The sequence below is a fragment of the Streptomyces sp. Alt3 genome, from assembly GCF_030719215.1.
In the GTDB taxonomy this organism is placed as follows: Bacteria; Actinomycetota; Actinomycetes; order Streptomycetales; family Streptomycetaceae; genus Streptomyces; species Streptomyces glycanivorans.
On sequence record NZ_CP120983.1, the window covers coordinates 3,371,270 to 3,392,972 of the forward strand.

At 70.0% G+C, this 21,703-nt stretch carries 25 protein-coding genes; 17 read left to right on the plus strand and 8 right to left on the minus strand.

Features of this window, described 5'->3' with window-relative positions; genetic code table 11:
• Window positions 1–4 precede the first annotated feature (4 nt).
• The 4 genes from rpsG to P8A20_RS14465 form a co-directional block, all read right to left on the minus strand.
• The gene (gene rpsG, locus P8A20_RS14450; RefSeq protein WP_014154599.1) at window positions 5–475 is read right to left on the minus strand and encodes a 30S ribosomal protein S7; all 471 of its coding nucleotides are present in this window, start codon (window positions 473–475) and stop codon (window positions 5–7) included.
• 2 nt (window positions 476–477) lie between these two features.
• Window positions 478–849 carry a 30S ribosomal protein S12 gene (gene rpsL, locus P8A20_RS14455; RefSeq protein ID WP_003948652.1) on the minus strand — a complete coding sequence of 124 codons (372 nt, stop codon included), beginning with the start codon at window positions 847–849 and terminating at the stop codon, window positions 478–480.
• 263 nt (window positions 850–1,112) lie between these two features.
• Window positions 1,113–1,796: a hypothetical protein gene (locus tag P8A20_RS14460; protein ID WP_306103621.1), complete on the minus strand. Its 684-nt coding sequence runs from the start codon at window positions 1,794–1,796 to the stop codon at window positions 1,113–1,115.
• A 220-nt stretch (window positions 1,797–2,016) separates the two neighbouring features.
• Window positions 2,017–2,457, minus strand: coding sequence for a helix-turn-helix domain-containing protein (locus P8A20_RS14465; protein ID WP_147959062.1), 441 nt, complete (start codon window positions 2,455–2,457; stop codon window positions 2,017–2,019).
• Window positions 2,458–2,655: 198 nt separating this feature from the next.
• Between P8A20_RS14465 and P8A20_RS14470 the strand changes: the two genes are divergently transcribed.
• Both P8A20_RS14470 and P8A20_RS14475 read left to right on the plus strand, forming a co-directional pair.
• Window positions 2,656–3,399 (plus strand): hypothetical protein, encoded by a 744-nt coding sequence (locus P8A20_RS14470; protein WP_147959061.1) that lies wholly within the window; start codon window positions 2,656–2,658, stop codon window positions 3,397–3,399.
• Window positions 3,396–3,590: a MerR family transcriptional regulator gene (locus P8A20_RS14475; RefSeq protein ID WP_147959060.1), complete on the plus strand. Its 195-nt coding sequence runs from the start codon at window positions 3,396–3,398 to the stop codon at window positions 3,588–3,590. Before P8A20_RS14470 ends, P8A20_RS14475 begins: the two co-directional genes overlap by 4 nt.
• A 60-nt stretch (window positions 3,591–3,650) precedes the next feature.
• On the opposite strand, the gene P8A20_RS14480 is transcribed toward P8A20_RS14475, so the two are convergent.
• Window positions 3,651–3,929, minus strand: coding sequence for a hypothetical protein (locus P8A20_RS14480; RefSeq protein WP_261988618.1), 279 nt, complete (start codon window positions 3,927–3,929; stop codon window positions 3,651–3,653).
• A 297-nt stretch (window positions 3,930–4,226) separates the two neighbouring features.
• On the opposite strand from P8A20_RS14480, the gene P8A20_RS14485 reads away from it, so the two are divergent.
• The 4 genes from P8A20_RS14485 (at window position 4,227) to P8A20_RS14500 (ending at window position 6,155) form a co-directional block, all read left to right on the plus strand.
• Entirely contained in the window at window positions 4,227–4,637 is a 411-nt protein-coding gene (locus P8A20_RS14485; protein ID WP_147959059.1) for a phage tail termination protein, read from the plus strand.
• A gap of 138 nt (window positions 4,638–4,775) precedes the next feature.
• Window positions 4,776–5,378 carry a phage tail tube protein gene (locus tag P8A20_RS14490; RefSeq protein ID WP_306103622.1) on the plus strand — a complete coding sequence of 201 codons (603 nt, stop codon included), beginning with the start codon at window positions 4,776–4,778 and terminating at the stop codon, window positions 5,376–5,378.
• 82 nt (window positions 5,379–5,460) lie between these two features.
• Window positions 5,461–5,751 (plus strand): hypothetical protein, encoded by a 291-nt coding sequence (locus P8A20_RS14495; RefSeq protein WP_147959057.1) that lies wholly within the window; start codon window positions 5,461–5,463, stop codon window positions 5,749–5,751.
• Window positions 5,752–5,816: 65 nt separating this feature from the next.
• Window positions 5,817–6,155 (plus strand): hypothetical protein, encoded by a 339-nt coding sequence (locus tag P8A20_RS14500; protein ID WP_147960394.1) that lies wholly within the window; start codon window positions 5,817–5,819, stop codon window positions 6,153–6,155.
• A gap of 29 nt (window positions 6,156–6,184) precedes the next feature.
• Here P8A20_RS14500 and P8A20_RS14505 read toward each other — a convergent pair whose 3' ends face one another.
• Window positions 6,185–6,556, minus strand: a complete 372-nt coding sequence (locus P8A20_RS14505) for a DUF3592 domain-containing protein (protein WP_424920516.1) — start codon at window positions 6,554–6,556, stop codon at window positions 6,185–6,187.
• 167 nt (window positions 6,557–6,723) lie between these two features.
• Window positions 6,724–7,110, minus strand: coding sequence for a DUF3592 domain-containing protein (locus P8A20_RS14510; protein WP_147959055.1), 387 nt, complete (start codon window positions 7,108–7,110; stop codon window positions 6,724–6,726).
• Between the two features lie 80 nt (window positions 7,111–7,190).
• On the opposite strand from P8A20_RS14510, the gene P8A20_RS14515 reads away from it, so the two are divergent.
• From P8A20_RS14515 to P8A20_RS14565, 11 genes are all read left to right on the plus strand, one after another.
• Window positions 7,191–8,009, plus strand: coding sequence for a hypothetical protein (locus P8A20_RS14515; protein ID WP_306103623.1), 819 nt, complete (start codon window positions 7,191–7,193; stop codon window positions 8,007–8,009).
• Between the two features lie 47 nt (window positions 8,010–8,056).
• Window positions 8,057–9,256, plus strand: a complete 1,200-nt coding sequence (locus tag P8A20_RS14520) for a phage tail protein (protein ID WP_147959053.1) — start codon at window positions 8,057–8,059, stop codon at window positions 9,254–9,256.
• Window positions 9,253–10,536 carry a tape-measure protein gene (locus P8A20_RS14525; protein ID WP_306103624.1) on the plus strand — a complete coding sequence of 428 codons (1,284 nt, stop codon included), beginning with the start codon at window positions 9,253–9,255 and terminating at the stop codon, window positions 10,534–10,536. Before P8A20_RS14520 ends, P8A20_RS14525 begins: the two co-directional genes overlap by 4 nt.
• A 42-nt stretch (window positions 10,537–10,578) precedes the next feature.
• Entirely contained in the window at window positions 10,579–11,523 is a 945-nt protein-coding gene (locus P8A20_RS14530; RefSeq protein ID WP_147959051.1) for a phage distal tail protein, read from the plus strand.
• 48 nt (window positions 11,524–11,571) lie between these two features.
• Window positions 11,572–12,771: a hypothetical protein gene (locus tag P8A20_RS14535; protein WP_147959050.1), complete on the plus strand. Its 1,200-nt coding sequence runs from the start codon at window positions 11,572–11,574 to the stop codon at window positions 12,769–12,771.
• Window positions 12,772–12,779: 8 nt separating this feature from the next.
• On the plus strand, window positions 12,780–13,886 hold the full coding sequence (locus tag P8A20_RS14540; RefSeq protein WP_147959049.1) for a hypothetical protein: 1,107 nt from the start codon (window positions 12,780–12,782) through the stop codon (window positions 13,884–13,886).
• Between the two features lie 3 nt (window positions 13,887–13,889).
• Window positions 13,890–14,606, plus strand: a complete 717-nt coding sequence (locus P8A20_RS14545; RefSeq protein WP_147959048.1) for a hypothetical protein — start codon at window positions 13,890–13,892, stop codon at window positions 14,604–14,606.
• Window positions 14,607–14,657: 51 nt separating this feature from the next.
• Window positions 14,658–16,118, plus strand: coding sequence for a phage tail protein (locus P8A20_RS14550; RefSeq protein ID WP_147959047.1), 1,461 nt, complete (start codon window positions 14,658–14,660; stop codon window positions 16,116–16,118).
• A gap of 86 nt (window positions 16,119–16,204) precedes the next feature.
• Complete coding sequence (locus P8A20_RS14555; protein ID WP_147959046.1) at window positions 16,205–17,134, plus strand: peptidoglycan-binding protein; 930 nt, start codon at window positions 16,205–16,207, stop codon at window positions 17,132–17,134.
• A 13-nt stretch (window positions 17,135–17,147) separates the two neighbouring features.
• On the plus strand, window positions 17,148–17,399 hold the full coding sequence (locus P8A20_RS14560; RefSeq protein WP_147959045.1) for a hypothetical protein: 252 nt from the start codon (window positions 17,148–17,150) through the stop codon (window positions 17,397–17,399).
• Complete coding sequence (locus P8A20_RS14565) at window positions 17,386–17,646, plus strand: hypothetical protein (RefSeq protein WP_147959044.1); 261 nt, start codon at window positions 17,386–17,388, stop codon at window positions 17,644–17,646. Before P8A20_RS14560 ends, P8A20_RS14565 begins: the two co-directional genes overlap by 14 nt.
• Before the next feature lie 79 nt (window positions 17,647–17,725).
• Here P8A20_RS14565 and P8A20_RS14570 read toward each other — a convergent pair whose 3' ends face one another.
• On the minus strand, window positions 17,726–21,625 hold the full coding sequence (locus P8A20_RS14570; RefSeq protein ID WP_014154600.1) for a DNA-directed RNA polymerase subunit beta': 3,900 nt from the start codon (window positions 21,623–21,625) through the stop codon (window positions 17,726–17,728).
• Window positions 21,626–21,703 lie beyond the last annotated feature (78 nt).

Sequence of the window (21,703 nt, forward strand, 5' to 3'; positions counted from 1 at the left end):
GCGACTACCAGCGGTAGTGCGCGAAGGCCTTGTTCGACTCGGCCATCTTGTGGGTGTCCTCGCGCTTCTTGACGGCAGCGCCAAGACCGTTGGAGGCGTCGAGCAGCTCGTTCATGAGGCGCTCGGTCATGGTCTTCTCACGACGGGCGCGGGAGTAACCGACGATCCAGCGCAGCGAGAGGGTGGCGGCACGACCGGGCTTGACCTCGATCGGCACCTGGTAGGTCGCGCCACCGACACGGCGGGACTTGACCTCGAGCGAGGGCTTGACGTTCTCAAGCGCGCGCTTCAGCGTGATGACCGGGTCAGCACCGGTCTTCTCGCGGAGGCCTTCCATGGCGCCGTAGACGATCCGCTCGGCGGTGGAACGCTTGCCGTCGAGCAGGATCTTGTTGATCAGCGACGTGACAAGAGGAGAGCTGTAGACCGGGTCGATGATGACCGGGCGCTTCGGGGCGGGGCCCTTACGAGGCATTCTTACTTCTCCTTCTTGGCGCCGTAGCGGCTGCGGGCCTGCTTGCGGTTCTTGACACCCTGGGTGTCGAGCGAACCGCGGATGATCTTGTAACGAACACCCGGCAGGTCCTTCACACGGCCGCCACGCACGAGCACGATCGAGTGCTCCTGCAGGTTGTGTCCCTCACCCGGGATGTAGGCCGTGACCTCGATGCCGGAGGTCAGACGCACACGCGCGACCTTACGGAGGGCCGAGTTCGGCTTCTTCGGGGTGGTCGTGAACACACGCGTGCAGACACCACGACGCTGGGGCGAACCCTCGAGCGCGGGCGTCTTGTTCTTCTCGACCTTGTCCTGCCGGCCCTTCCGGACCAGCTGCTGGATCGTAGGCACTACTTCTCCGGTTTCTGTGTGCCGTTCGTGAAACTAACCTGGAACACTCGCCGACCCACGCGGTCGGGTGTGTCGAATACTGCACGCCCCTGCGTTCAAGCAGAGGAGACACAGATTGCGGTGGCCACTTACGGACTCGCCATGCGGTTGAGGACACGCACCCGAGCCCAGGCACACCCCAGGCACAAGGCTTGAGCGTACCTACCTCACGGAGCTGGGTCAAAACAAATGCCCTGGGGGCGGGCGCTCTCCCGGGCCCCGGCTCACACGGACTCACCGTCGGGAGTCACGGGGGCCGCACCTTCCGCCGACCGGCGCGGCGGAGGACGCAGCCTCGGAATCGTGGGCACCCGGGAGCTGCGGCTCTTGGGCACCAGGGCGGGGGCAGGGGCCTGGGACCGGCCCGCCCGCTCACCGTGGGCCGCCGGCGCGGACCGCTCGGTCCGCCCGTCCGCGGGGTCGCCCTCCCGGCTCCGGCCGTCCGCACCGCGGTCGGCCGCGTCACGGCCCTGCTGCCGGAGGGGTATCACCGCGGCCTGCCCGGGCACCCCTCTCACCAGCCGTAACGCGCGTCCGCCGGCGGCCCTCGCCTCCTGGAGCGCGGGTTCGTAGTGGGTGGCGGCGTCACGCCAGCCGCTGGAGTAGGCGCGCAGCTCCCTCCGCTCCAGCTCGTCCCGCAGCAGCACCACGACCTCGTCCGGCGCGTGGCTCTCGAGGTGGCCGCCGAGTACGGCGAGGAGCCCGCTGAGCGTGTCCGGCGCGTGACCGGGGGTCCCGGCCGCCCCGACGGGGGCGTCCGTCGCGGGAGGGGTGTCCGCGGTGGAGTCGGCGGGGGCGCCGCGAGCGGCGGACCCTTCGGTCTCTTCGGCCTCGCCGGTCTCCTCGACCCTTCCGGCCTCTTGGACCTCTTCGACCGGAATCCGGGATCGCCCGTTACGTCCCACCACGCGCGCCCCCGTTCCGTCCAGCCCGAATCGCACGCGGGCGAGACGGAACATGCGTCATCGCCGCGTGCATGCCTGCTGGAGCGGGGGGACAGGCCGACTCAGCTTACGGGCCGGTCCCGGAGCCGACTCCTACGGGGACACTTCATGATCCACAGGAGGGACCCGGCGGAAGGGGTCCTGGGCCGGGCGGCGCCGGCCGCCCGGGGAGTGCGAGCGGCAGTCAGTCGGAGGCGAGCGGTGTCCGCCCCCCGGAGGCCCTGACCGCTTCCGAGGGCAGGAACTGGCCGGCGATCCGGATGAACATCTCCCGCTGGTCCGGCGCGATCCCGAGACCGTCCGCAGCCTCCTCCAGCGTGAGGCGCCGCCCACCCGCGGGGGCCTGGCCGACCGACGGCAGCGGCAGGTCGTCCTCGGTGAGTCGGCCGGACTGGATGAGCATGTCGCGCACCGGGACCTGGAGGACCTGGGCCAGTCGGCGCGTCGTCTCCAGGTCGGGCATGCTCTGACGCTGGAGCAGCCGCGTGATGGCCGCCCGATGGACTCCGGCCTCGTCTGCGAGGCGAGATTTTCCGCCACCGCGCGGGCTGTCGATGTCGAAGCCGCGCCGACGGATCAGTTCCTCGATCCAGGTCGCGAAGCGGTCGAGTTCGCCTGTGGTCATGAGCGGTCGCCTCCCTCCGAAGCGGACCTCAGAGTATCGCGCTTGCGCGCACAGAATTACCCACTCACACCGTCTCCTTTGTGAAGTTTCTGCTGACATAAATGCAGGCTGTTTCCAGCAAATGCTCTTGCGAGCGAGCGCGCAACATGCGAACGTGCGACCTCGCAACAACTTGTGTCCGGGGAGAAGGGACCGCCCATGACCACACGCGCCACCGAGAACGAGAAGACCGCCCGTGACGCCCTGCTCTGGATCGAACTGCTGTTGAAGCAGTTCCCCGAGCTGCTCGGCGAGCTGGCACCGACCCACCGTTCCCCCTCCGCCCCTCCGCAGGACAGCGCGAGGCCGTCCGCCCCGCAGGGACGCTCCCGCGTGGAACGCGACGAGGCCCTGCGCGCCGAGCAGCTGCACGGCCTCACGCCGTCGGGCCCCACCACCGCTCCGTTGCGGCTGCACGTGTCCGACGCCATCCGCGACATCAGCGACGGGGTGGTGGAGCTCGACGAGGCCGTGCACGACAGGCTCCGCCTGCCGCGCCCCCGCCGCGCCCAGCTGGCCGAACGGCTGCTCCGCGTCGCCTCGCTGCTCGGACGGGCGGCCGAAGACGCCCTGCTCATGGCCCACATCCGGGACGAGGTCCGGCGGATGGCGAGGCGCTGCACCCGCGCCCTGGGAGTGGCCGAACCGGTCGTCCGGGTACGCGGCCGCTGCCCCTGGTGCGACTCGGTCTCCCTGCGCGCCTTCCCGGCCCGGCGGTCGGTGCTGTGCGTCAACCCGGCCTGCCGGTGCGCCGACCGGGAGTGCGACTGCCGTACGGACCCCGCCCACCGGCATGCCTGGAGCGAGGGCGCCTGGGCGCGACTGGCGAAGGAATCCGGCGGGGACCTCACCGAACTGAACGGCTCGACGGTGGACACCGCGGAGCGCGAGGTGCGCCGATGACGGCCGCGACCCTGATCACGGGAGTGCTGGCCGCCGACGAGGCGGGCGTGACCCCGGCGACGATCCGCAAGTGGGTCCAGCTGGGCCGCCTCGCCCCTGCGGGGAAGCAGGGCCGTGCGCAGTTGTTCCGGCTGGAGGACGTCTTCGCGGCAGAGCGTGCCGTACGGCGGAAGCCTCACTCGGCCGGCTGACGGAGGAGGAAAGCGGAGGGGGCGGGCCCGATCGGGCCCGCCCCCTCCGCTTCCCCGCGTCTACACCTCGGGCGCGGGCTGCATCCGGAGCACCTGGGCGTCGTCGTCCGAACTCCCGGTGGTCAGAGCCACCGCCTCACCCCAGCCGCTGCGGAACCCGCGCGTCTCCGCCTCCACCGCGATTCTCGCCCCGACCTTGCCGACGACGGCGGTGAGCGTCCTGGCGACGTCAGCGGTGTAGGTACCCGACTCCCCCGACTCCGCGGCCACTTCGACCACGGCGGCCATCACATCGGCCAGCCGTTCCTGGGCACTGATCACCATCGCGCTCCCGTCCACACCCGTTCCACTTCCTCGTTCCACACGCCCAGCAGCGGCGCTCAGGGCCTCATAACCCCACCTCTCGAATGCTTGTTCGATAGTCGCAGACTAACGCACCCGCCGTAGGGAATGCGGGAGTTGCGCGACCCGTGAGGTTGCCGACGCGCACTAAGTGGTTGCGCGCACGCACGTTATGCGTCACAGTTGGTGCAGCGGCGGAGCTGCGCCCACCTTCCCTCCGGGGCGCAGCTCCGCCGTTCCCGTATCCGTACGCCCGTCGGCCGGCAGGCCCACGAACAGGAGTGATGCCCCGTCATGAGTTCACCACCGAGCACCTTCCCCGACGTGGAGGCCATCGTCGTGGAGCTCCTCTCCGACCGCCCGGACCTAGCGGACGCGGTCGTGGACGAGACTCCCCCGCCGGGCTTCGACGGCACCCAGCCGGCGGTGATCGTCAGCCGGCGCGGCGGCGCCTGGATCGACGACCTCCACCTCGACCAGCCGCTCATCGAACTGGAGGCCTACGGGCCGGACAAGGTGACGGCACACCGCCTCGCGAACGCCGCCCGCGCCGAGCTGCTCTCGGCGGTCGGCCGGACGTACGGCACGAACGTCGTGATCACCGATGTGGTCGAGGCCGACGGCCCGCGCTGGCTGCCCGAGTACCTGTACCCGGCGGCCAACCGCTACCTCACCGTGCTGCGGGTCTCGCTGCGCATCGGCTGACCCGGCACCGCCACGGCGCGGACAGGCGCCCCACCCGGCGCGCTCACGCACCCCACAGACAAGGCCCCGCCACCGGCGGGGCCTTCGCCGTACCCACGGCAGGCACCACCCACGCCCACCCATCCCAAGGAGTCATCCATGGCAGGCAACAACTCGTCCGAGATCCGCGTGGCCGGCACCGGCCGCATCCTGGTCGGGAACCTCAACGCCCCTCTCCCGGAGGCGTTCTCCGACACACCGGCGGCCGACTGGGGTTCGGAGTGGACCGACCTCGGTTACACCTCCACGGACGGGGTGACCTTCTCCAAGAAGGACAAGCTGGACCCGGTCGAGACGTGGCAGTCGATCAGCCCGGCCCGGTTCGTCTACGCGGACCGCGACCTGACGCTGAAGTTCTCGATGCTGCAGTTCAACGAGGACACGCTGCCCTTCTTCCTGGGCGGCTCCGGGAGTGACATCCGCCGGGGCTCGGCCGGTTCGGACATCGTCCAGTTCGATGTGCCGGACGGCCCGACCTTCGACGAGCGCGCCCTCGGACTGGAGTTCACCGACGGCACGGCGGTCACCTACCGCTTCGTCATCCCGCGCGGCCAGGTGACGGCCACCGACGACATCAAGCTGGCCCGCAAGGCCGCCGCGATGCTCGGCGTCACCTTCACCGCGCTCTCCCCGGGCGACGGCCAGGCACTCGCGACGTTCGTCATGAAGGACGCCGCCTACGCGGTGCCGACCGAGGCCTGATCTCCCTGCCGGGTGGGGCCGGTCCACCCCGGTCCCGCCCGGCACCCCCGCCCGCACCACCACGCAAGGAGACTCCCCACCCATGGCTTCATTCGACGTCAACGCGGCCCGCGCCCAGCGCATGGAGGCGCTCGGCCGCTCCTGGGCCTTCGACCTGGACGACGACACCTTCGAACTCCCCACCGAGCTCGGCCGCACCACCGCCAAGGCGCTCCGCTCCCTCGACGACAACGACGTCGACGGACTGCTCAAACTCCTGCTGGGCGAGGAACAGTTCGCGCGCTTCGAGCAGCACGACATCACCATGCAGGACATCGCCGCGATCCTGGAGGCGTACGGCAAGGAGACCGGGCTCGGCCTGGGGGAAGGCTGAGCCTCGACGCGTTCGCCGAAGAACACGCCGAGGCACTCGAAGCCGACCTGTTGCGGCACTTCGGCGTGGACCTGCTCGACTGGCACCGCGGCCGGCTGTCCTCACGCCGGCTCGCGGTGCTGGTCAAGCACATGCCACGCGACAGCGCCGTCGCGCAGGAGCTCCACGGCGACGGCGCCGAATGGACGGTGACGGACTACCTGCTGGCCGCCGCCGTCGACCATCTCGCCGCCGCCAACTGGATGTTCGCCTCCGTCAACACGGACGAGGACTCGGAACCACCGGAGCGTCCGGTTCCGGTACCGCGGCCCGGTGACCACGCGGAGCCCGAGGAACCACCCGCGGGAGAGCCCATACCGCCAGAAGTGCCCGACCGCGCCGAGCTGATGCGCTTCTTCGCCTGACGGCGACGGTCACCGCGGGGGCAACCGGCTCACAGCGTGAGGAGAATCCCCGCCACCGCCGCCACCGCCAGCGTCCCCACGACGACGGACAGCCCCGTGTCGAACCCCACCCGCTTGCCCACCTCGAACGACAACATCGAGCGCTCCGGGTTCTGCGGGTCGTAGATGACGTCCACGACATCACCTATCTCCACGGGTGCGACGGAGTATCGCGACGAGCGGACGGACAGGTCAGCCCTGTCTCCCGCGGAGTAAGCGCAGACGACCCCCACATACCCGCCACTGGGCCAGTAATGGTCGACGCATTCACCCTCGACGCGCATACCGGAGGATTCAAGGCGCTTCGCCTTTCGCAGGGCATAGAGGTTAGTGATCAATACGAGAGACGAAGCGCACACCATGACAAAGAGGAAGATTCTTATCGCGAGCACAGAAAGCCCCAGAATTTATCGATACGCGTGGACCACGAGGCGAGCGAGAAGGCCGACCCGCCCGAGGCACCCGGCAGAGCCGAACTCATGTGCCTTTCACCTGAGTCAGACGCTCTCCGCGCCCGCACGGCTCCGCCCTACCTGAGGGCGAGGGCGAGGAACACGACCTCGACCAATGTGAGCGTGATCAGGTCCATGCGTTTCCACAGAGGCTTTTGAGCGCTGAGCGCCGTCTCCACCCGGCCGGGCGCCTGCGGGTCGTAGCGGACCGTCACGGTGTCGCCCACTCGAGTCCCCGCCGGCACATCGCTCTCATCTGCGGAACAGGTCATCCGGCGGCCGTCCGCCAGGGTGAAGCTCAGGAGGAACGTGGGACCGCCCCCCTGAGTGCGCCACTCCCGGTCGTAACAACGCGCCTCGGCCTCGATACCGCGCGCCCGCACCAGCAGCCGTCGCCGAAATATCCAGATGATGGCAATAAGGCCGAGAAGTGGCGGTATGAAAAGAAGGACTTCCGAGCCCACGCGCAGCTCCTTCGAAGACAGTGCGGACAACGATGCACCACATCACACCACACCTGTACGGACAAGATGGTGGAGAGGTTATGACAGAACCCACAAATGAAAAGCTCGCCGAAGACATCGCAGGCATCAAGGAGGCCCTTGGGAAGAAGGCCGACAATTCCACCGTCGAGGGGCTGCTCAAACGATCGGATGTCAGGCCGAAGGCCTTGGTCGACGGCCCGGAGGACGAGGCCCCCCCGGGCCGGTCGACCGGATCCGGCGAGGGGGCGACACCTCCGGGCACACCGGACCAGCAGGATCTCGCCACACAACAAGAACTCCAGGAAGCAACAGCCTCCAGCCTCTGGACCCACGTCAAGCCGGCCGAATTAGTCGGCCTCGCATTTGCCTGGCAGGCATTGAAATTCGAACTTCCCACTCTCTTCAACCTGGAAATATTCACCGAAAAAATGCTCGGGAGAATGAATCTCTTCCAGGATGCGGAGGGCCGCGGATTTCACATCGCGCGTAACGAGTACGGTCTCCTGCTTCCGACTCGGAGGCCGGCCAATCCGGAGAACGGGGGCGAGGGGCAGCCCACCCCGTCCGACCCCGCACGCCCGCCCGACCCGGCACGCCCCTCCGATCCCGCACGTCCGGCTGGACAGCCCACCCCCGCCGACCCTGCACGTCCGGCCGGACAGCCCGCCCGGAGGAGGCGCCGGAACGCGTCGTCCCCGCCCGAGTCCCCGCCCGCGCGCCCCCGGACCGCAGCTGCTCAGGCAGCACCCCGCGCGGACCCCGAGCAGCAACGACGCCTGCAGGACGCGCTCCGCCGTACGAACGACGAGAGCCGCCGCGCCGCTTCAGCGCTGAGGGACGCGAACGGGGCCGCGGCCGATCTCGCAAGGACCGTCTGAAGCACGGCTGCCACTCCGGCAGCGCGCCCATCCACGGGAGACCTCGAATGAACCTGACCCAAGCCCTGGGGAGATCCTCCGGCGCCCTGCGGAAGTTCCGGTCGGAGGCCGAAAATGCCGCGAAATCCACAAAAGCGCTCGCCACCGGTTCCACGAACGGCGACCGAGAGCTGAAGAAGATCAAGACCTCCGCCCAGACCTCCGCCCGCGAACTCGCCAAGATCCAGGGCTCCGCCGACAAGGCCGAGCGCTCCATGGCCAAGGCGGGCAAGACCGGCCAGACGAGCGGCACCCAGGTCGGGAAGTTCAAGTCCGGGGCCGACAAGGCGTCCAAGGGCATGAAGGGGCTCAACAAGTCGATGAAGGGCAACCTCATCGGTCAGTTGCTCTCCCTCCTCGCCCCGCTGATCGAGAAGGTGGTCGAGATGGCCACCCGCTCGAAGACGATGCAGAAGGTCCTCAAGGTCGCCTTCGACGCGATCAAGAAGGTCATCAGCTCGGTCATGAAGGCCGTCGGACCGATCATGAAGAAGGCCGGCGCGCTGATCAAGACGGTCTGGGACGGCATCAAGAAGGCGATCACCGTCGTCATCAAGGCCGTCGCCACCGTCATCACGACCTACTTCAACGCCTGGAAGAAGATCATCACGACGGTGATGAACGCCGTCAAGAAGGTCATCTCCAGCGTCTGGAACGGCATCAAGAAGGTCATCTCGCCGGTGGTCAACTGGATCCGCGACGTCATCCCCAAGGCCTTCAGCAGGGTCAAGGAGAAGCTGTCCAGCATCTGGGGCGGACTGCAGGGAATCGCGAAACGGGCCTTCGACAAGATCACGGGGGCGGTGAAGGGCCCGGTCAACTCCGTGATCCGGCTCATCAACTCCGCGATCGACAAGCTCAACCGCATCAAGGTCTCGATCCCCGGCTGGGTCCCCGGGGTCGGCGGCAAGACGTTCGGCATCAGCCTGCCGAAGATCCCGCAGCTGGCGGCCGGCGGCATCGTGGCACCGCGCAACGGCGGTGTGCACGCGATCGTCGCCGAGGCCGGTGAGGCGGAGGCCGTGCTGCCGCTGTCCAAGCTGGACCGGCTGCTGCGCCACACCGCCCACCGGGCCAGGGCCGACTCCGTCAACGCCACGGCCGGAGCCGTCTCCGGCTTCCAGATCGAGAACTACTACGAGGCGTCCACGGCCGACCTCCAGGAGACGGCCACCGCCCTGCTGTTCCTGTCCAAGGCACGCGGATGAGCGCCGCGGCGATCGGTGCGGGCGCGGACCCGCTCGCGGGAGTCGCCGGAGCACTGAGTTCCTTCCGCGCCGGCCTCACCGGCGCCGCGCGGTCCGTACGGGCCGCCGCACAGAACATCGGACGGGCCGGGTCGGCCGCCGACCGCATCAAGGGTTCCGCCGCCTCCGCCGGCACCCAGCTCCGGCAGATCAGAACGGGCGCGGACAAGGCCGGGAAGTCCCTCACCAGGGCAGGCCGGACAGCCGGCCGTGCGGCGACCCAGCTCCGTACCGGCTCCACCAAGGCCCGCGCCACCGCCGCACCCCTCGACTCCATCGCCACCGAGGGCGCCGCTTTCAGCGGAGTCGTCGGTGTGCTGGGCAAGGGCTCCGGCACGGTGTCCAAACTCATGGGCCTCTTCGGCGGCGCGCTCACCGTCGCCTCCGGCGCGATGACCGCCGTCAACGTCGCCATGCGGGCCAACCCCCTCGGATTCGTCCTCGGTCTGGTCGCCCCGCTGGCCGGCTACCTCATCGAGTACGCGCTCAGCTCGGAGACCGGCCAGAAGATCATGAAGCAGGTCTTCGACCAGGTCCTCCAGGTGTTCCGGACCATCTGGAAGTTCCTGGGTCCCGTCGTCAAGGCGTACGCCACCGTCATCTCGGCCTACTTCACGACCGCCTTCAAGGTCGTCACCACGGTCCTGGCCGTCGTAGGCGCGCTCCTCTCCAGGGACTTCGACGGCACCCGGAACGCCGTCGCCTCCGCCACGAACGCCGTGACCGGCCTCGTCCGCCGCGCCTGGAGCGGCTTCCGCACCGTCATCCAGCCCGTCCTGGACTGGATCACGAAGAGGATCCCCGGCATGTTCACCCGGGTCAAGGACGCCATGTCCAAGACCCTGGAGGGCATCGGCCGCTTCCTCAGCACCGGCATGCAGGGCGTCATGGCGGCGGTCACCGGGCCGGTCAAGGCGCTGATCTCCTTCGCCAACTGGGTCATCGACGGCCTCAACAAGCTGAGCTTCAGCCTCCTCGGCAAGAAGTTCGGCGTCGACCTGCCCAAGATCCCGCAGCTCGCCGAGGGCGGTGTCGTCCGGCCCGCCGGGCCCGGCACCGCCTCCTCCGTACTGCCGCTGTCCGCGCTCAGCCGGCTGCGCCCCGCCGAACCGGCTGCGCGCACGACCGGGCCCACCGGTTCGACGGACCGCTCCCGGCTGCGCACGTACCACGCGGCGGAGGGCAACGGCCCGCTCGCCGTCGCCACCGACCTGCTGTTCCTGCACGGGGCGGCGGCATGAGCGCCCACCCGCCCCACGACTGAGACGAGGTGACGGCCCCTCATGGCCGAGACCACAACCACATATTCCCAGGAGGCCGCACCCGGCTCACTGATCACCCGCGACGGGCAGATCCAGTGGGCCGGACTGCTGATGGGCCCCGGCACTCCGTACGAGATCGACCGCACCGGACTCACCGGCTGGGACGACCTGCCGACGCTCGACACCGGAGACATCGTCCGTCCCGACCAGCACGGCGCCTGGCCCGGCGCCCGCTGGGCGCAGCCCCGGCTCGTGGGCGCGTCCGTCTGGCTGCTGCCCCGGGGCACCGGCGAGGCTCTCGGCGTCGTCTCCGCGTTCCGCGCCGCCACCGGCGCCGACGGTGGCGAGCAGTGGCTGGCCGTGCGCCTGCACGGCGAGACCCTGGCCGTACGGGCCAGGGTCAGCCGACGCGTCGTACCGCAGGACCGGGCGTTCGTGGTGCACGGCACGTCCAAGGCCAGCCTCCAGTGGACCGCCACCGACCCGCGCCGGTACGGGGCCGTCCACCGGGAGGCGCGGGCCGTTCTGCCCGTCACGGAGCCGGGCCTGGACTGGCCGGGTGAGCCCGGGGCCGCAGGGATGGGACTCGAATGGCCGCTGGAGTGGGGGACGACCGGCACCGCGGGCACCTGCACCGCCGTCAACGGCGGCGCCGCGACGGCCCACCCGGTGATCGAGTTCCGCGGCCCGCTGCGACGCCCCACGCTGACCCGGCTCGGCGACGGCCGGCAGCTCCGGTACGACATCGTGCTGGGTTCCCAGGACGTGCTGACGGTGGACACCGAGTCCGGCACGGTGCTGCTCAACGCCACCGCCTCCCGGCTCTACACCGCGTCCCCCGCCTCGGTTCCCGAGCAGTTGTTCCAGCTGCCGCCGGGCACCACGGAGCTGGCCTTCCGCTCCGACGACGCCACCCCCGACCCCCGGGCCTCCGTCACCCTGCGCTGGCGCGACGCCCACTGGTGACCGCCCGGCGGCCCACCACCATCCACCACCACTTCCCAGGAGGACCCCATGCCCGTACGCAGTGCCTGGCTGATCAACCGCACCGAGACCGAGACCGGTCAGTCCCGGGCCGACACCCGGCTCTCCCCGGTCGGCACCATGGCCCCGAACGGGGCGCTGTCCAGCACCGGCGGCGTGATCCCGGGCTCCGCCGGCGGCGAGTACCTGATGTCGGGGCTCTACGTCTTCGGCGAGAGCGCCGGGATGAAGGCCTCCGTCGCACCGGGCCGCGCGGTGATCCAGGGCCGGGGCTCGGCCGGCGCCTACCCGGTCGTCCTGACCGACTACACGGACGTGACCTTCGGCGACGGAAACGCCTCCAACCCGCGTATCGACCTGGTCGTGCTGCGGGTGCACGACGCCCAGGTCGACGGCGGAGTCCGTACGGAGGCCGTGCTGGAGGTCATCGAGGGCGAGCCGGAGGCGACCCCCCAGTCGCCGCAGCTTCCGGAAGCCTCGCTCCCGCTCGCCCGGGTCACCGTGCCCGCCGGTGCCTCCGTGGGCACGGGCGGCATCGCGTGGGCCGACGCGGTGTACGACATGCGGGTGTCCACGGTGGCCGTGGGCGGCATCCTCGCCGACTCCTGGAACCGTGAGACGGCCGGCGGGTACCCGGGCCAGTACCGCGACACCTCCAGCACCCTCCAGCGCTGGGACGGAACGCGCTGGGTGAACTACGCCCGGCAGATCGGCGGCATCGCCCCACAGGGGGCGCTGGCCGCGGGCGAGTACACCGGCCAGTACCGCGACGAGGCCGGACGGCTCCAGCGCTGGGACGGCACCGTGTGGCGGCCGGCCGTCCCGTCCACCGCGTGGGCGAACAACACCGACGGCGGCTACTGCGCCTCCACCTCCTGGGTCGAGGCGGTCACCGACACGGTCGGCCCCACGATCACGGCCACCTTCACGGTGCCGGTGACGGGTGCGGTGCTGGTGACCGTGGGCTTCATGGGGAACACCGGCGTGGACGGCCAGTGGTCCCGCATGGGCGTCAACATCCGCAAGGACGGCGTCCTGGTCGTCGAGGCGAACGAGGTCCGCTCGGCCACGGTCAGCTCCAAGGCGCTGACCTCGGTGTCCGCCACCTCCCGCGTCACCGGGCTGCAGCCCGGCGCCGTCTACACGGCGGTCTCCGCCTACTGCTCGTCGGCGGCCAGCAACAAGGGCTGGTTCGACAACCGTTTCATCCGCGTCGACCCGCTCGTGTGAGGCAGCCGATGACCGCGTCCATCACCACGCCCGTCTACCGGGCGCTCTTCTGCGACCTGCGCACCGACCGCCTGCTGGACGTACTGCCGCTCACGGAGGCCAAGTTCGACGACTACATAGGCAAGCCCGGATCGCTCACCGCCAACGTTCCGCTGCCGGGCGGCGCGCTGGCGGCCCGGGCTCGGGCCGCGCTCCAGCCCGGCCGCACCGCGGTCTGGCTGGAGCGTGACGGGGACATCTGGTGGGGCGGGATCCTGTGGACCTGCACCCCGGTCTCCGACGAGCAGGGCCGGATCATGGTGCAGTTCCAGGCCGGCACGTTCGACTCGTACCTGGACCACCGCATCCTCGCCGAGGACATGGCGGGCACCGGAATGGACCAGTTCGACATCGCCCGCGCCCTGATCACGCACGCACAGGAACAGACCGGCGGGGACATCGGCATCAGCCCGGGCCACGACCGGTCCGGGGTGGTGCGCGACTACGCCTACGCCTACTCCGCACTCGCCCGGGTCAGGGAACTCATCGACAACCTGGGCCAGTTGAGCGACGGGTTCGAGTGGCGCATCCACTGCTACCGGGACGCCGAGGGCCGCCGGGTCAAGCGACTCCAGCTCGGCCACCCGCAGATCCGCACGGGACACACGGACATCGTGCTGGACCACCCCGGCCAGGTCCTCACCTACAGCCTGCCGACGGACTCCACGGTGCAGGCGAACGTCTGGGTGGCGCGGGGCGACTCCGCCAACACCGATCAGTCCCAGGACTCCCAGCCACTGACCGTCAGCGAGGAGTCGCCCGGAGACCTGGAAGCCGGCTGGCCCCGCCTGGAGCTCACGTCCGACCACAGCGGTGTCTCGGAGGAGGCCACCCTGCGTTCGCTGGCCCGCGCCGAACTGGCCCGGCAGAACCGTCCCGAGGTCATCCCGGAGCTGACCGTGCTGCTGGACGGGCGGATCACCCCCGCGCTGCTCGGTGCCCGGATCCGGCTGCGCATCCACGACCTGTGGCATCACGAGGGTCTCGACGCCGCCTACCGGATCGTCGGCATCGCCGTCACCCCGCCCCAGCGCACCAAGGCCGAGACCGCCGTCCTCTACCTGGAAGGAGCGTGACCCGTGGCGATCATCCCCACCGATCTGCTCGACCGTATCCGCGCACTGGAACGCCAGGTCAGAGACCTGATGGGCAGCGCCAACACCACACCGGCGCTGAACCAGATCATGGGCGGCGAGGTGGTCATCGGCGACAAGGGACGGCTGCGCGTCCGCACCTCCGGCGACGAGGACCTGCTCTACCTGGGCCGCGTCCAGCCCGACCGCGGCAAGGACGACCCGCAGCAGGGCTTCGTCGTACGCCGTGACGACGGCTCCCTCGCCCTGACCATCTGGACGGCGGCCCCGGACACCCTGCCGGTGCAGCCGGTGCAGGTCTTCGACCGCCGGGGCAACGTGGTCGTCGCCGACGACGCCGCCCACGGCGGTCTGGCCCGCCCCTACATCCCGTACCCGCTGCCCGCCCCGGCCGACGCGGCCCGCTGGGAATCCACCGGGTCGACCGCCTGGACGACGCTCTACCGCGGTCCGGGCATCGTCCAGCACCCCCGGCTGCACTGCGCTGTCGCCGCCGAGGGCAGCACGGGCGCCGAGGTGCGGCTGCTCGTCGACGGCGTACAGCTCGCCGGGGTGGGCGCGCCGGGCGGCGGCCTCGTGTTCACCGAGAGGCTGGCCGCCGGCTTCGGCACCACGGTCACCTTCGAGATCCAGGCCAGGGTCGCGGCCGCCGGCGACACCCTGCGCTGCCGTCCGGTCGCCCTGTACGGCGTCCAGTCCTGACGCCCGGCCAGGCCGGACCTCCACCCAGACAACCACCGAGGAGGGCACCGAGTGCTGCCTGAAAACATCCCCACCGTCACCGTCACCGCCCGCTACATGACCCCCGACGGCCGCCCGATGAGCGGCACCGTCGAATTCCGGCCCCCGGCGCTCCTCACGCACGCCGAGGAGGACCTCTTCCTGGGCGGCCCGACCCGGACCACCCTCGACGCGGAAGGCCGGATCAGCGTCGTCCTGCCCGCCACCGACGACCCGGGCTGGAATCCCGCCGTCTGGACGTACACCGTCACCGAGAAGCTCGCCGGCCTCGCACGCGGCGGACGGACCTACCAGATCGCGCTCACCACCGCCCTGCCCGCCGTGGACCTCGCCGACATCGCCCCGGCCGATCCGGCCGCCCCGCAGTACGTCGCCGTACCCGGCCCGCCGGGACCGGCCGGTGAACTCGGCCCGCAGGGCCCCACCGGCCCGGCCGGCGCGGTGCACTCCGTCAACGGGCACACCGAGGCCGACATCGTGCTGGGCGCGGCGGACGTCTCGGCCCTGGCCGCCGCGTCGGCCGGCGCGCCGGGCGGGGTGGCCACCCTCGGCGCGAACGGCCTGGTCCCGGCCGCCCAGCTCCCGGCGGGCGGCGGAGCCGTCGCATCCGTCAACGGGCAGACCGGCGCGGTCCTGCTGACCGCGAACGACCTGGGCGCCCTGACCCGGGCGGCGGGCGACGCCCGCTACCTGGCACTCGACGGCGCCCCCGTCACCTCGGTCAACGGCCTCACCGGCGAGGTGACCCTCACCGCCTCCGACGTCGCGGCGGTACCGGTGGGCCAAGGGGTCCTGCTCACGGGGGACCAGCAGATCGACGGCGCCAAGGCGTTCGTCGTCCCGCCCTCCACCACGGCCGCCCCGACCGCCGACGACCACCTGGCCCGGCGCGGCTACGTGGACGCGGTCTCGTCGGCCGGCACCTGGTCCCCGTCGTCGATGGGCTTCAGCGGCTGGGCGTTCGACCCGGCCGCGGCCGCCGCGCCCACCCCGCAGTACTGCATCAGCGGCTGGGTGTACCTGATCGGCATCCCGCTGCACGCGCCCACCACCGTGAAGAACCTGGTGTTCTACGTCCCGGGCTACGTCGGCGGCACGCTCAGCACCACCTCCTCCTACGCCGGGCTCTACACCGACGCCGGTGCACGGGTCGGGCTGACCGCCGGCCTCAGCACCCTGATCCCCAAGACCGAAGGAACGACCGTGGTCTGCCCGCTGAGCGTGCCGTACGCCGCGAAGGCGGGCAACTACTGGATCGGGCTCGTCGTCAACGGGCCCAGCCCCAACACCAACGGCCCCGCCTTCTCGCGGGGCGCCCATGTGGGCGAGGCACCGGGCGGCAGCGCCCGGATGCCTGGTGCGTTCATCCGCCACGGCCGGCTCAGCACCACCGGCCAGACCTCCCTGCCCACCTCCTTCCCCATCGGCAACGTCGTCGCCGACTCCAACGCCATCTGGGCAGCACTCTCCTGACCACACCCTCCCGAGGGGCCCCGCACCCGCCCGGTGCCGGGCCCCTCACCCGCGCAGTGAAGAGCCCCACCGGAAGGAAGACACCCATGGCCACTCCCCTGACCGCCGACCAGCTGCTCACAGCGCTGCGCGCCGAAGGCGTCGACGTCGTCGAGCACAAGAGCTGGCGCACCCACAACCGCAACCACAAGGGCACCTGGGGCCCGCTGAACGGTGTCATGATCCACCACACCGTCAGCAGCGGAACAGACGCGTCCGTGGCGCTCTGCCGAAACGGCTACGCCGCCCTGCCGGGCCCGCTCTGCCACGGCGTCATCGACAAGGCGGGCACCGTCCACCTGGTGGGCCACGGCCGTGCCAACCACGCGGGCGGCGGCGATCCGGCCGTACTCCGGCGGGTGATCGCGGAGGACTACGGGGACCGGCCGCCGGCCTCCCACGAGCACGACGGAAGCGCGGGCTCCGTCGACGGCAACGCCCGCTTCTACGGATTCGAGTGCGTCAACCTGGGCGACGGCGCGGACCCCTGGCCGGCTGCCCAGCTGGACGCGATCGAACGCGTCTCGGCGGCCCTCTGCCGGGCCCACGGCTGGTCCGCTCGCAGCGTCATCGGCCACCTGGAGTGGTCCGACCGGAAGGTCGACCCGCGCGGATTCACCATGCCGTCCCTGCGGGAGCGTGTCGCCACCCGGCTGAGCGGCCCGGCGGACGGCCCGGCGAGCGGCGGGTCCGCGGGCAAGCCGGGCGGCGGGACATCCGCCCCCCGGTACCAGCCGTTCCCCGGCGCCTCGTTCTTCTCAGGCCGGACCAGCTCCCCCGTGATCACCGCCATGGGCCGCCGGCTCGTCGCCGAGGGCTGCTCGTCCTACGCCGTCGGGCCGGGCCCCCGCTGGAGCGACGCCGACCGCCGCTCGTACGCCGCCTGGCAGCGCAAGCTCGGCTTCCGGGGCGGCGACGCCGACGGGGTCCCGGGCCGCACCTCCTGGAACGCACTGAAGGTCCCGCACACGAAGTGAGGAGTCCACAGCCATGTCCGACGCCACCCGCCGCACCACCCGCACCGTGGTCCAGACCGCCCTCTCCCTTGCCGTGCTCCTGCCCGCGCTTGTCGACGCGTCCGGGCTCCCGGCGACCCTGCCCCGGGTCGCCGGGACCCTGGCCGTCGCGGGGGCGCTGACCCGGGTGATGGCCGTGCCCGGGGTGCAGGCGCTCCTCCCGGCGTGGCTACGCACCGAACCGCCGGAGGACGAGACCGTGGGAGCCGCCCGTGACCGAGACTGATCCGAACAACCCGGTCGCCGTCGCCCTGGAGCTGGAACGCCTGCGCGGTTCGCTGGAGGCCGGCTTCGCCCGGGCCGACGGCCAGCTGGCGCTGCTGGTACAGCGCAGCGACCAGACCGACAAGCAACTGGCGGACCACGAGGCCCGCCTCGACACGCTGGAACGTTCCCGCTGGCCCCTGGCGAGCATCGGCGCGCTCACCGCGACCGCCGGACTCGCCGTCGCCCTGTGGGAGACCCTGCGCTGACCCGCCGCGTGCCGGACCACGGCACGCAGAAGGGCGCCCACCCCGTACCTGACGGGATGGGCGCCCTTCTCACTCACTGTTACTGGTTGTACGGACCGTAGTCGTAGTCCTCCAGCGGAACGGCCTGGCCGGAGCCCGTGCCGAACGGCGAGTAGTCGATGTCGTCGTAGCCGACGGCCGAGTACATCGCGGCCTTGGCCTCCTCGGTCGGCTCGACCCGGATGTTGCGGTAGCGGGACAGACCCGTACCGGCCGGGATGAGCTTACCGATGATGACGTTCTCCTTGAGGCCGATCAGGGAGTCCGACTTGGCGTTGATCGCCGCGTCGGTCAGGACCCTGGTCGTCTCCTGGAAGGACGCCGCCGACAGCCACGACTCGGTGGCGAGCGAGGCCTTGGTGATACCCATCAGCTGCGGACGGCCGGAGGCGGGGTGACCGCCCTCGGTGACCACACGACGGTTCTCGGTCTCGAACTTCGAGCGCTCGACGAGCTCGCCCGGCAGCAGCTCCGCGTCGCCGGACTCGATGATCGTCACACGGCGCAGCATCTGCCGGATGATGATCTCGATGTGCTTGTCGTGGATCGACACACCCTGCGAGTTGTAGACCTTCTGGACCTCGCCGACCAGGTGGACCTGGACCGCGCGCTGACCGAGGATCCGCAGCACGTCATGCGGGTTCGTGGCACCGACGGTGAGCTTCTGGCCCACCTCGACCGCGTCGCCCTCGCCGACCAGGAGACGGGCACGCTTGGAGATCGGGAACGCCGTCTCCTCGCTGCCGTCGTCCGGGGTGACGACGAGCTTCTTGGTCTTCTCGGTCTCCTCGATGCGGACCCGGCCCTTGGCCTCCGAGATCGGGGCGACACCCTTGGGGGTACGCGCCTCGAAGAGCTCGACGACACGGGGCAGACCCTGCGTGATGTCGTCACCCGCCACACCACCGGTGTGGAAGGTACGCATCGTCAGCTGGGTACCGGGCTCACCGATGGACTGGGCGGCGATGATGCCGACCGCCTCACCGATGTCGACCAGCTTGCCGGTGGCGAGCGAGCGTCCGTAGCAGAAGGCACAGGTGCCGACCGCGGACTCACAGGTCAGGACCGAGCGGGTCTTGACCTCCTCGACGCCGGCACCCACGAGGGCGTCGATCAGGACGTCACCGAGGTCGACGTTGGCAGGCGCGATGACCTTGCCGTCGACGACGACGTCCTCGGCGAGCATGCGGGCGTAGACCGAGGTCTCGACGTCCTCCGTCTTGCGCAGGACACCGTCCGCACCCTTGACGGCGATCTTCAGCTTGAGGCCGCGGTCGGTGCCGCAGTCCTCCTCGCGGATGATGACGTCCTGCGAGACGTCCACCAGACGACGGGTCAGGTAACCCGAGTCGGCGGTACGCAGGGCGGTGTCCGCCAGACCCTTACGGGCACCGTGCGTGGAGATGAAGTACTCCAGAACGGTGAGGCCCTCACGGAAGGACGCCTTGATGGGACGGGGAATCGTCTCGTTCTTGGCGTTCGACACCAGACCACGCATACCCGCGATCTGACGCATCTGCATCATGTTTCCTCGGGCACCCGAGTCGACCATCATGAAGATGGGGTTCGTCTTCGGGAAGTTCGCGTTCATCGCCTCGGCGACCTCGTTGGTCGCCTTGGTCCAGATCGCGATGAGCTCCTGCGTGCGCTCGTCCTTGGTGATGAGACCGCGCTCGTACTGCTTCTGGACCTTCTCGTCCTGCTCCTCGTAGCCCTTGACGATGGCCTTCTTGGCCTCGGGCACGACGACGTCGGAGATGGCCACGGTCACACCGGAGCGGGTCGCCCAGTGGAAACCGGCCGCCTTCAGGTTGTCGAGCGTCGCCGCCACGATGACCTTGGGGTAGCGCTCGGCCAGGTCGTTGACGATCTCGGAGAGCTGCTTCTTGCCCACCGAGTAGTCGACGAACGGGTAGTCCTCGGGCAGCAGCTCGTTGAAGAGCGCGCGGCCCAGGCTCGTACGCAGGCGGAAGGTGTCACCCGGCTGGTACTCGGGCTCGCCCTCCTCGGCGACCGGCGGCACCCAGCCACGCGGGGGCATGGTGCCCACCGGGAAGCGGATGTCGACCTTCGCCTGGAGCGACAGCTCGCGGGCGTCGAAGGCCATGGTGGCCTCGGCCGTGGAGCCGAACGCGCGGTCCGTGCCCTTGACGTTGCGGCCCTCTTCGTCCGTGGTGAGGAAGAAGAGACCCAGCACCATGTCCTGGGTCGGCATGGTGACGGGACGACCGTCGGCCGGCTTCAGGATGTTGTTCGAGGACAGCATCAGGATGCGGGCCTCGGCCTGCGCCTCCGCGGAGAGCGGCAGGTGCACGGCCATCTGGTCACCGTCGAAGTCCGCGTTGAACGCGGTGCAGACGAGCGGGTGGATCTGGATGGCCTTGCCCTCGACGAGCTGCGGCTCGAAGGCCTGGATGCCGAGGCGGTGCAGGGTGGGCGCACGGTTCAGCAGCACCGGGTGTTCGGCGATGACCTCTTCGAGGACGTCGTACACCACGGTGCGGCCGCGCTCGACCATGCGCTTGGCCGACTTGATGTTCTGCGCGTGGTTCAGGTCCACCAGGCGCTTCATCACGAACGGCTTGAAGAGCTCCAGCGCCATCGCCTTCGGCAGACCGCACTGGTGCAGCTTGAGCTGCGGACCGACGACGATCACGGAACGCGCGGAGTAGTCCACGCGCTTGCCGAGGAGGTTCTGACGGAAACGGCCCTGCTTGCCCTTCAGCATGTCGCTGAGGGACTTCAGGGGGCGGTTGCCGGGACCGGTGACCGGGCGACCACGACGACCGTTGTCGAAGAGGGCGTCCACGGCCTCCTGGAGCATGCGCTTCTCGTTGTTCACGATGATCTCGGGCGCGCCGAGGTCGAGAAGCCGCTTCAGGCGGTTGTTGCGGTTGATCACGCGGCGGTACAGGTCGTTCAGGTCGGAGGTCGCGAAGCGGCCACCGTCCAGCTGCACCATCGGACGCAGGTCCGGCGGGATGACCGGCACGCAGTCGAGCACCATGCCCTTGGGCTTGTTGCTGGTCTGCAGGAACGCGGAGACGACCTTGAGGCGCTTGAGCGCACGGGTCTTCTTCTGGCCCTTGCCGGTACGGATGATCTCGCGGAGGCGCTCGGCCTCCTCGTCGAGGTCGAAGGACTCCAGGCGCTTCTGCAGCGCGGCGGCGCCCATGCAGCCGTCGAAGTACGTGCCGAAGCGGTCACGCAGCTCGCGGTAGAGCAGCTCGTCGCCCTCGAGGTCCTGGACCTTGAGGTTCTTGAAGCGGCTCCACACCTCGTCGAGACGGTCGATCTCGCGCTGCGCACGGTCGCGCAGCTGCTTCATCTCACGCTCGGCGCCTTCGCGCACCTTGCGGCGCACGTCGGCCTTGGCACCCTCGGCCTCGAGCTCGGCCAGGTCGGTCTCGAGCTTCTTGGCGCGGTTCTCGAGGTCCGAGTCGCGACGGTTCTCGACCTGCTGACGCTCGACGGAGACGTGCGCCTCCAGCGACGGGAGGTCACGCGTGCGGCGCTCCTCGTCGACGAACGTGATCATGTACGCGGCGAAGTAGATGACCTTCTCAAGGTCCTTCGGCGCGAGGTCCAGCAGGTAGCCGAGGCGCGACGGGACGCCCTTGAAGTACCAGATGTGGGTGACGGGAGCGGCAAGCTCGATGTGACCCATGCGCTCACGGCGCACCTTGGCGCGCGTGACCTCGACGCCACAGCGCTCACAGATGATGCCCTTGAAGCGGACACGCTTGTACTTGCCGCAGTAGCACTCCCAGTCCCGGGTCGGACCGAAGATCTTCTCGCAGAAGAGTCCGTCCTTTTCGGGCTTGAGCGTGCGGTAGTTGATGGTCTCCGGCTTCTTCACTTCGCCGTGGGACCAGGTCCGGATGTCGTCCGCGGTGGCAAGGCCGATCCGCAGCTCGTCGAAGAAGTTGACGTCGAGCACTTGTCGTCAATCCCTCTTTCGGGGGTTCGAGCCCCCTCGCTTCACGCGAGAAATCGGGGCACTTCAGCAATGGTCTGA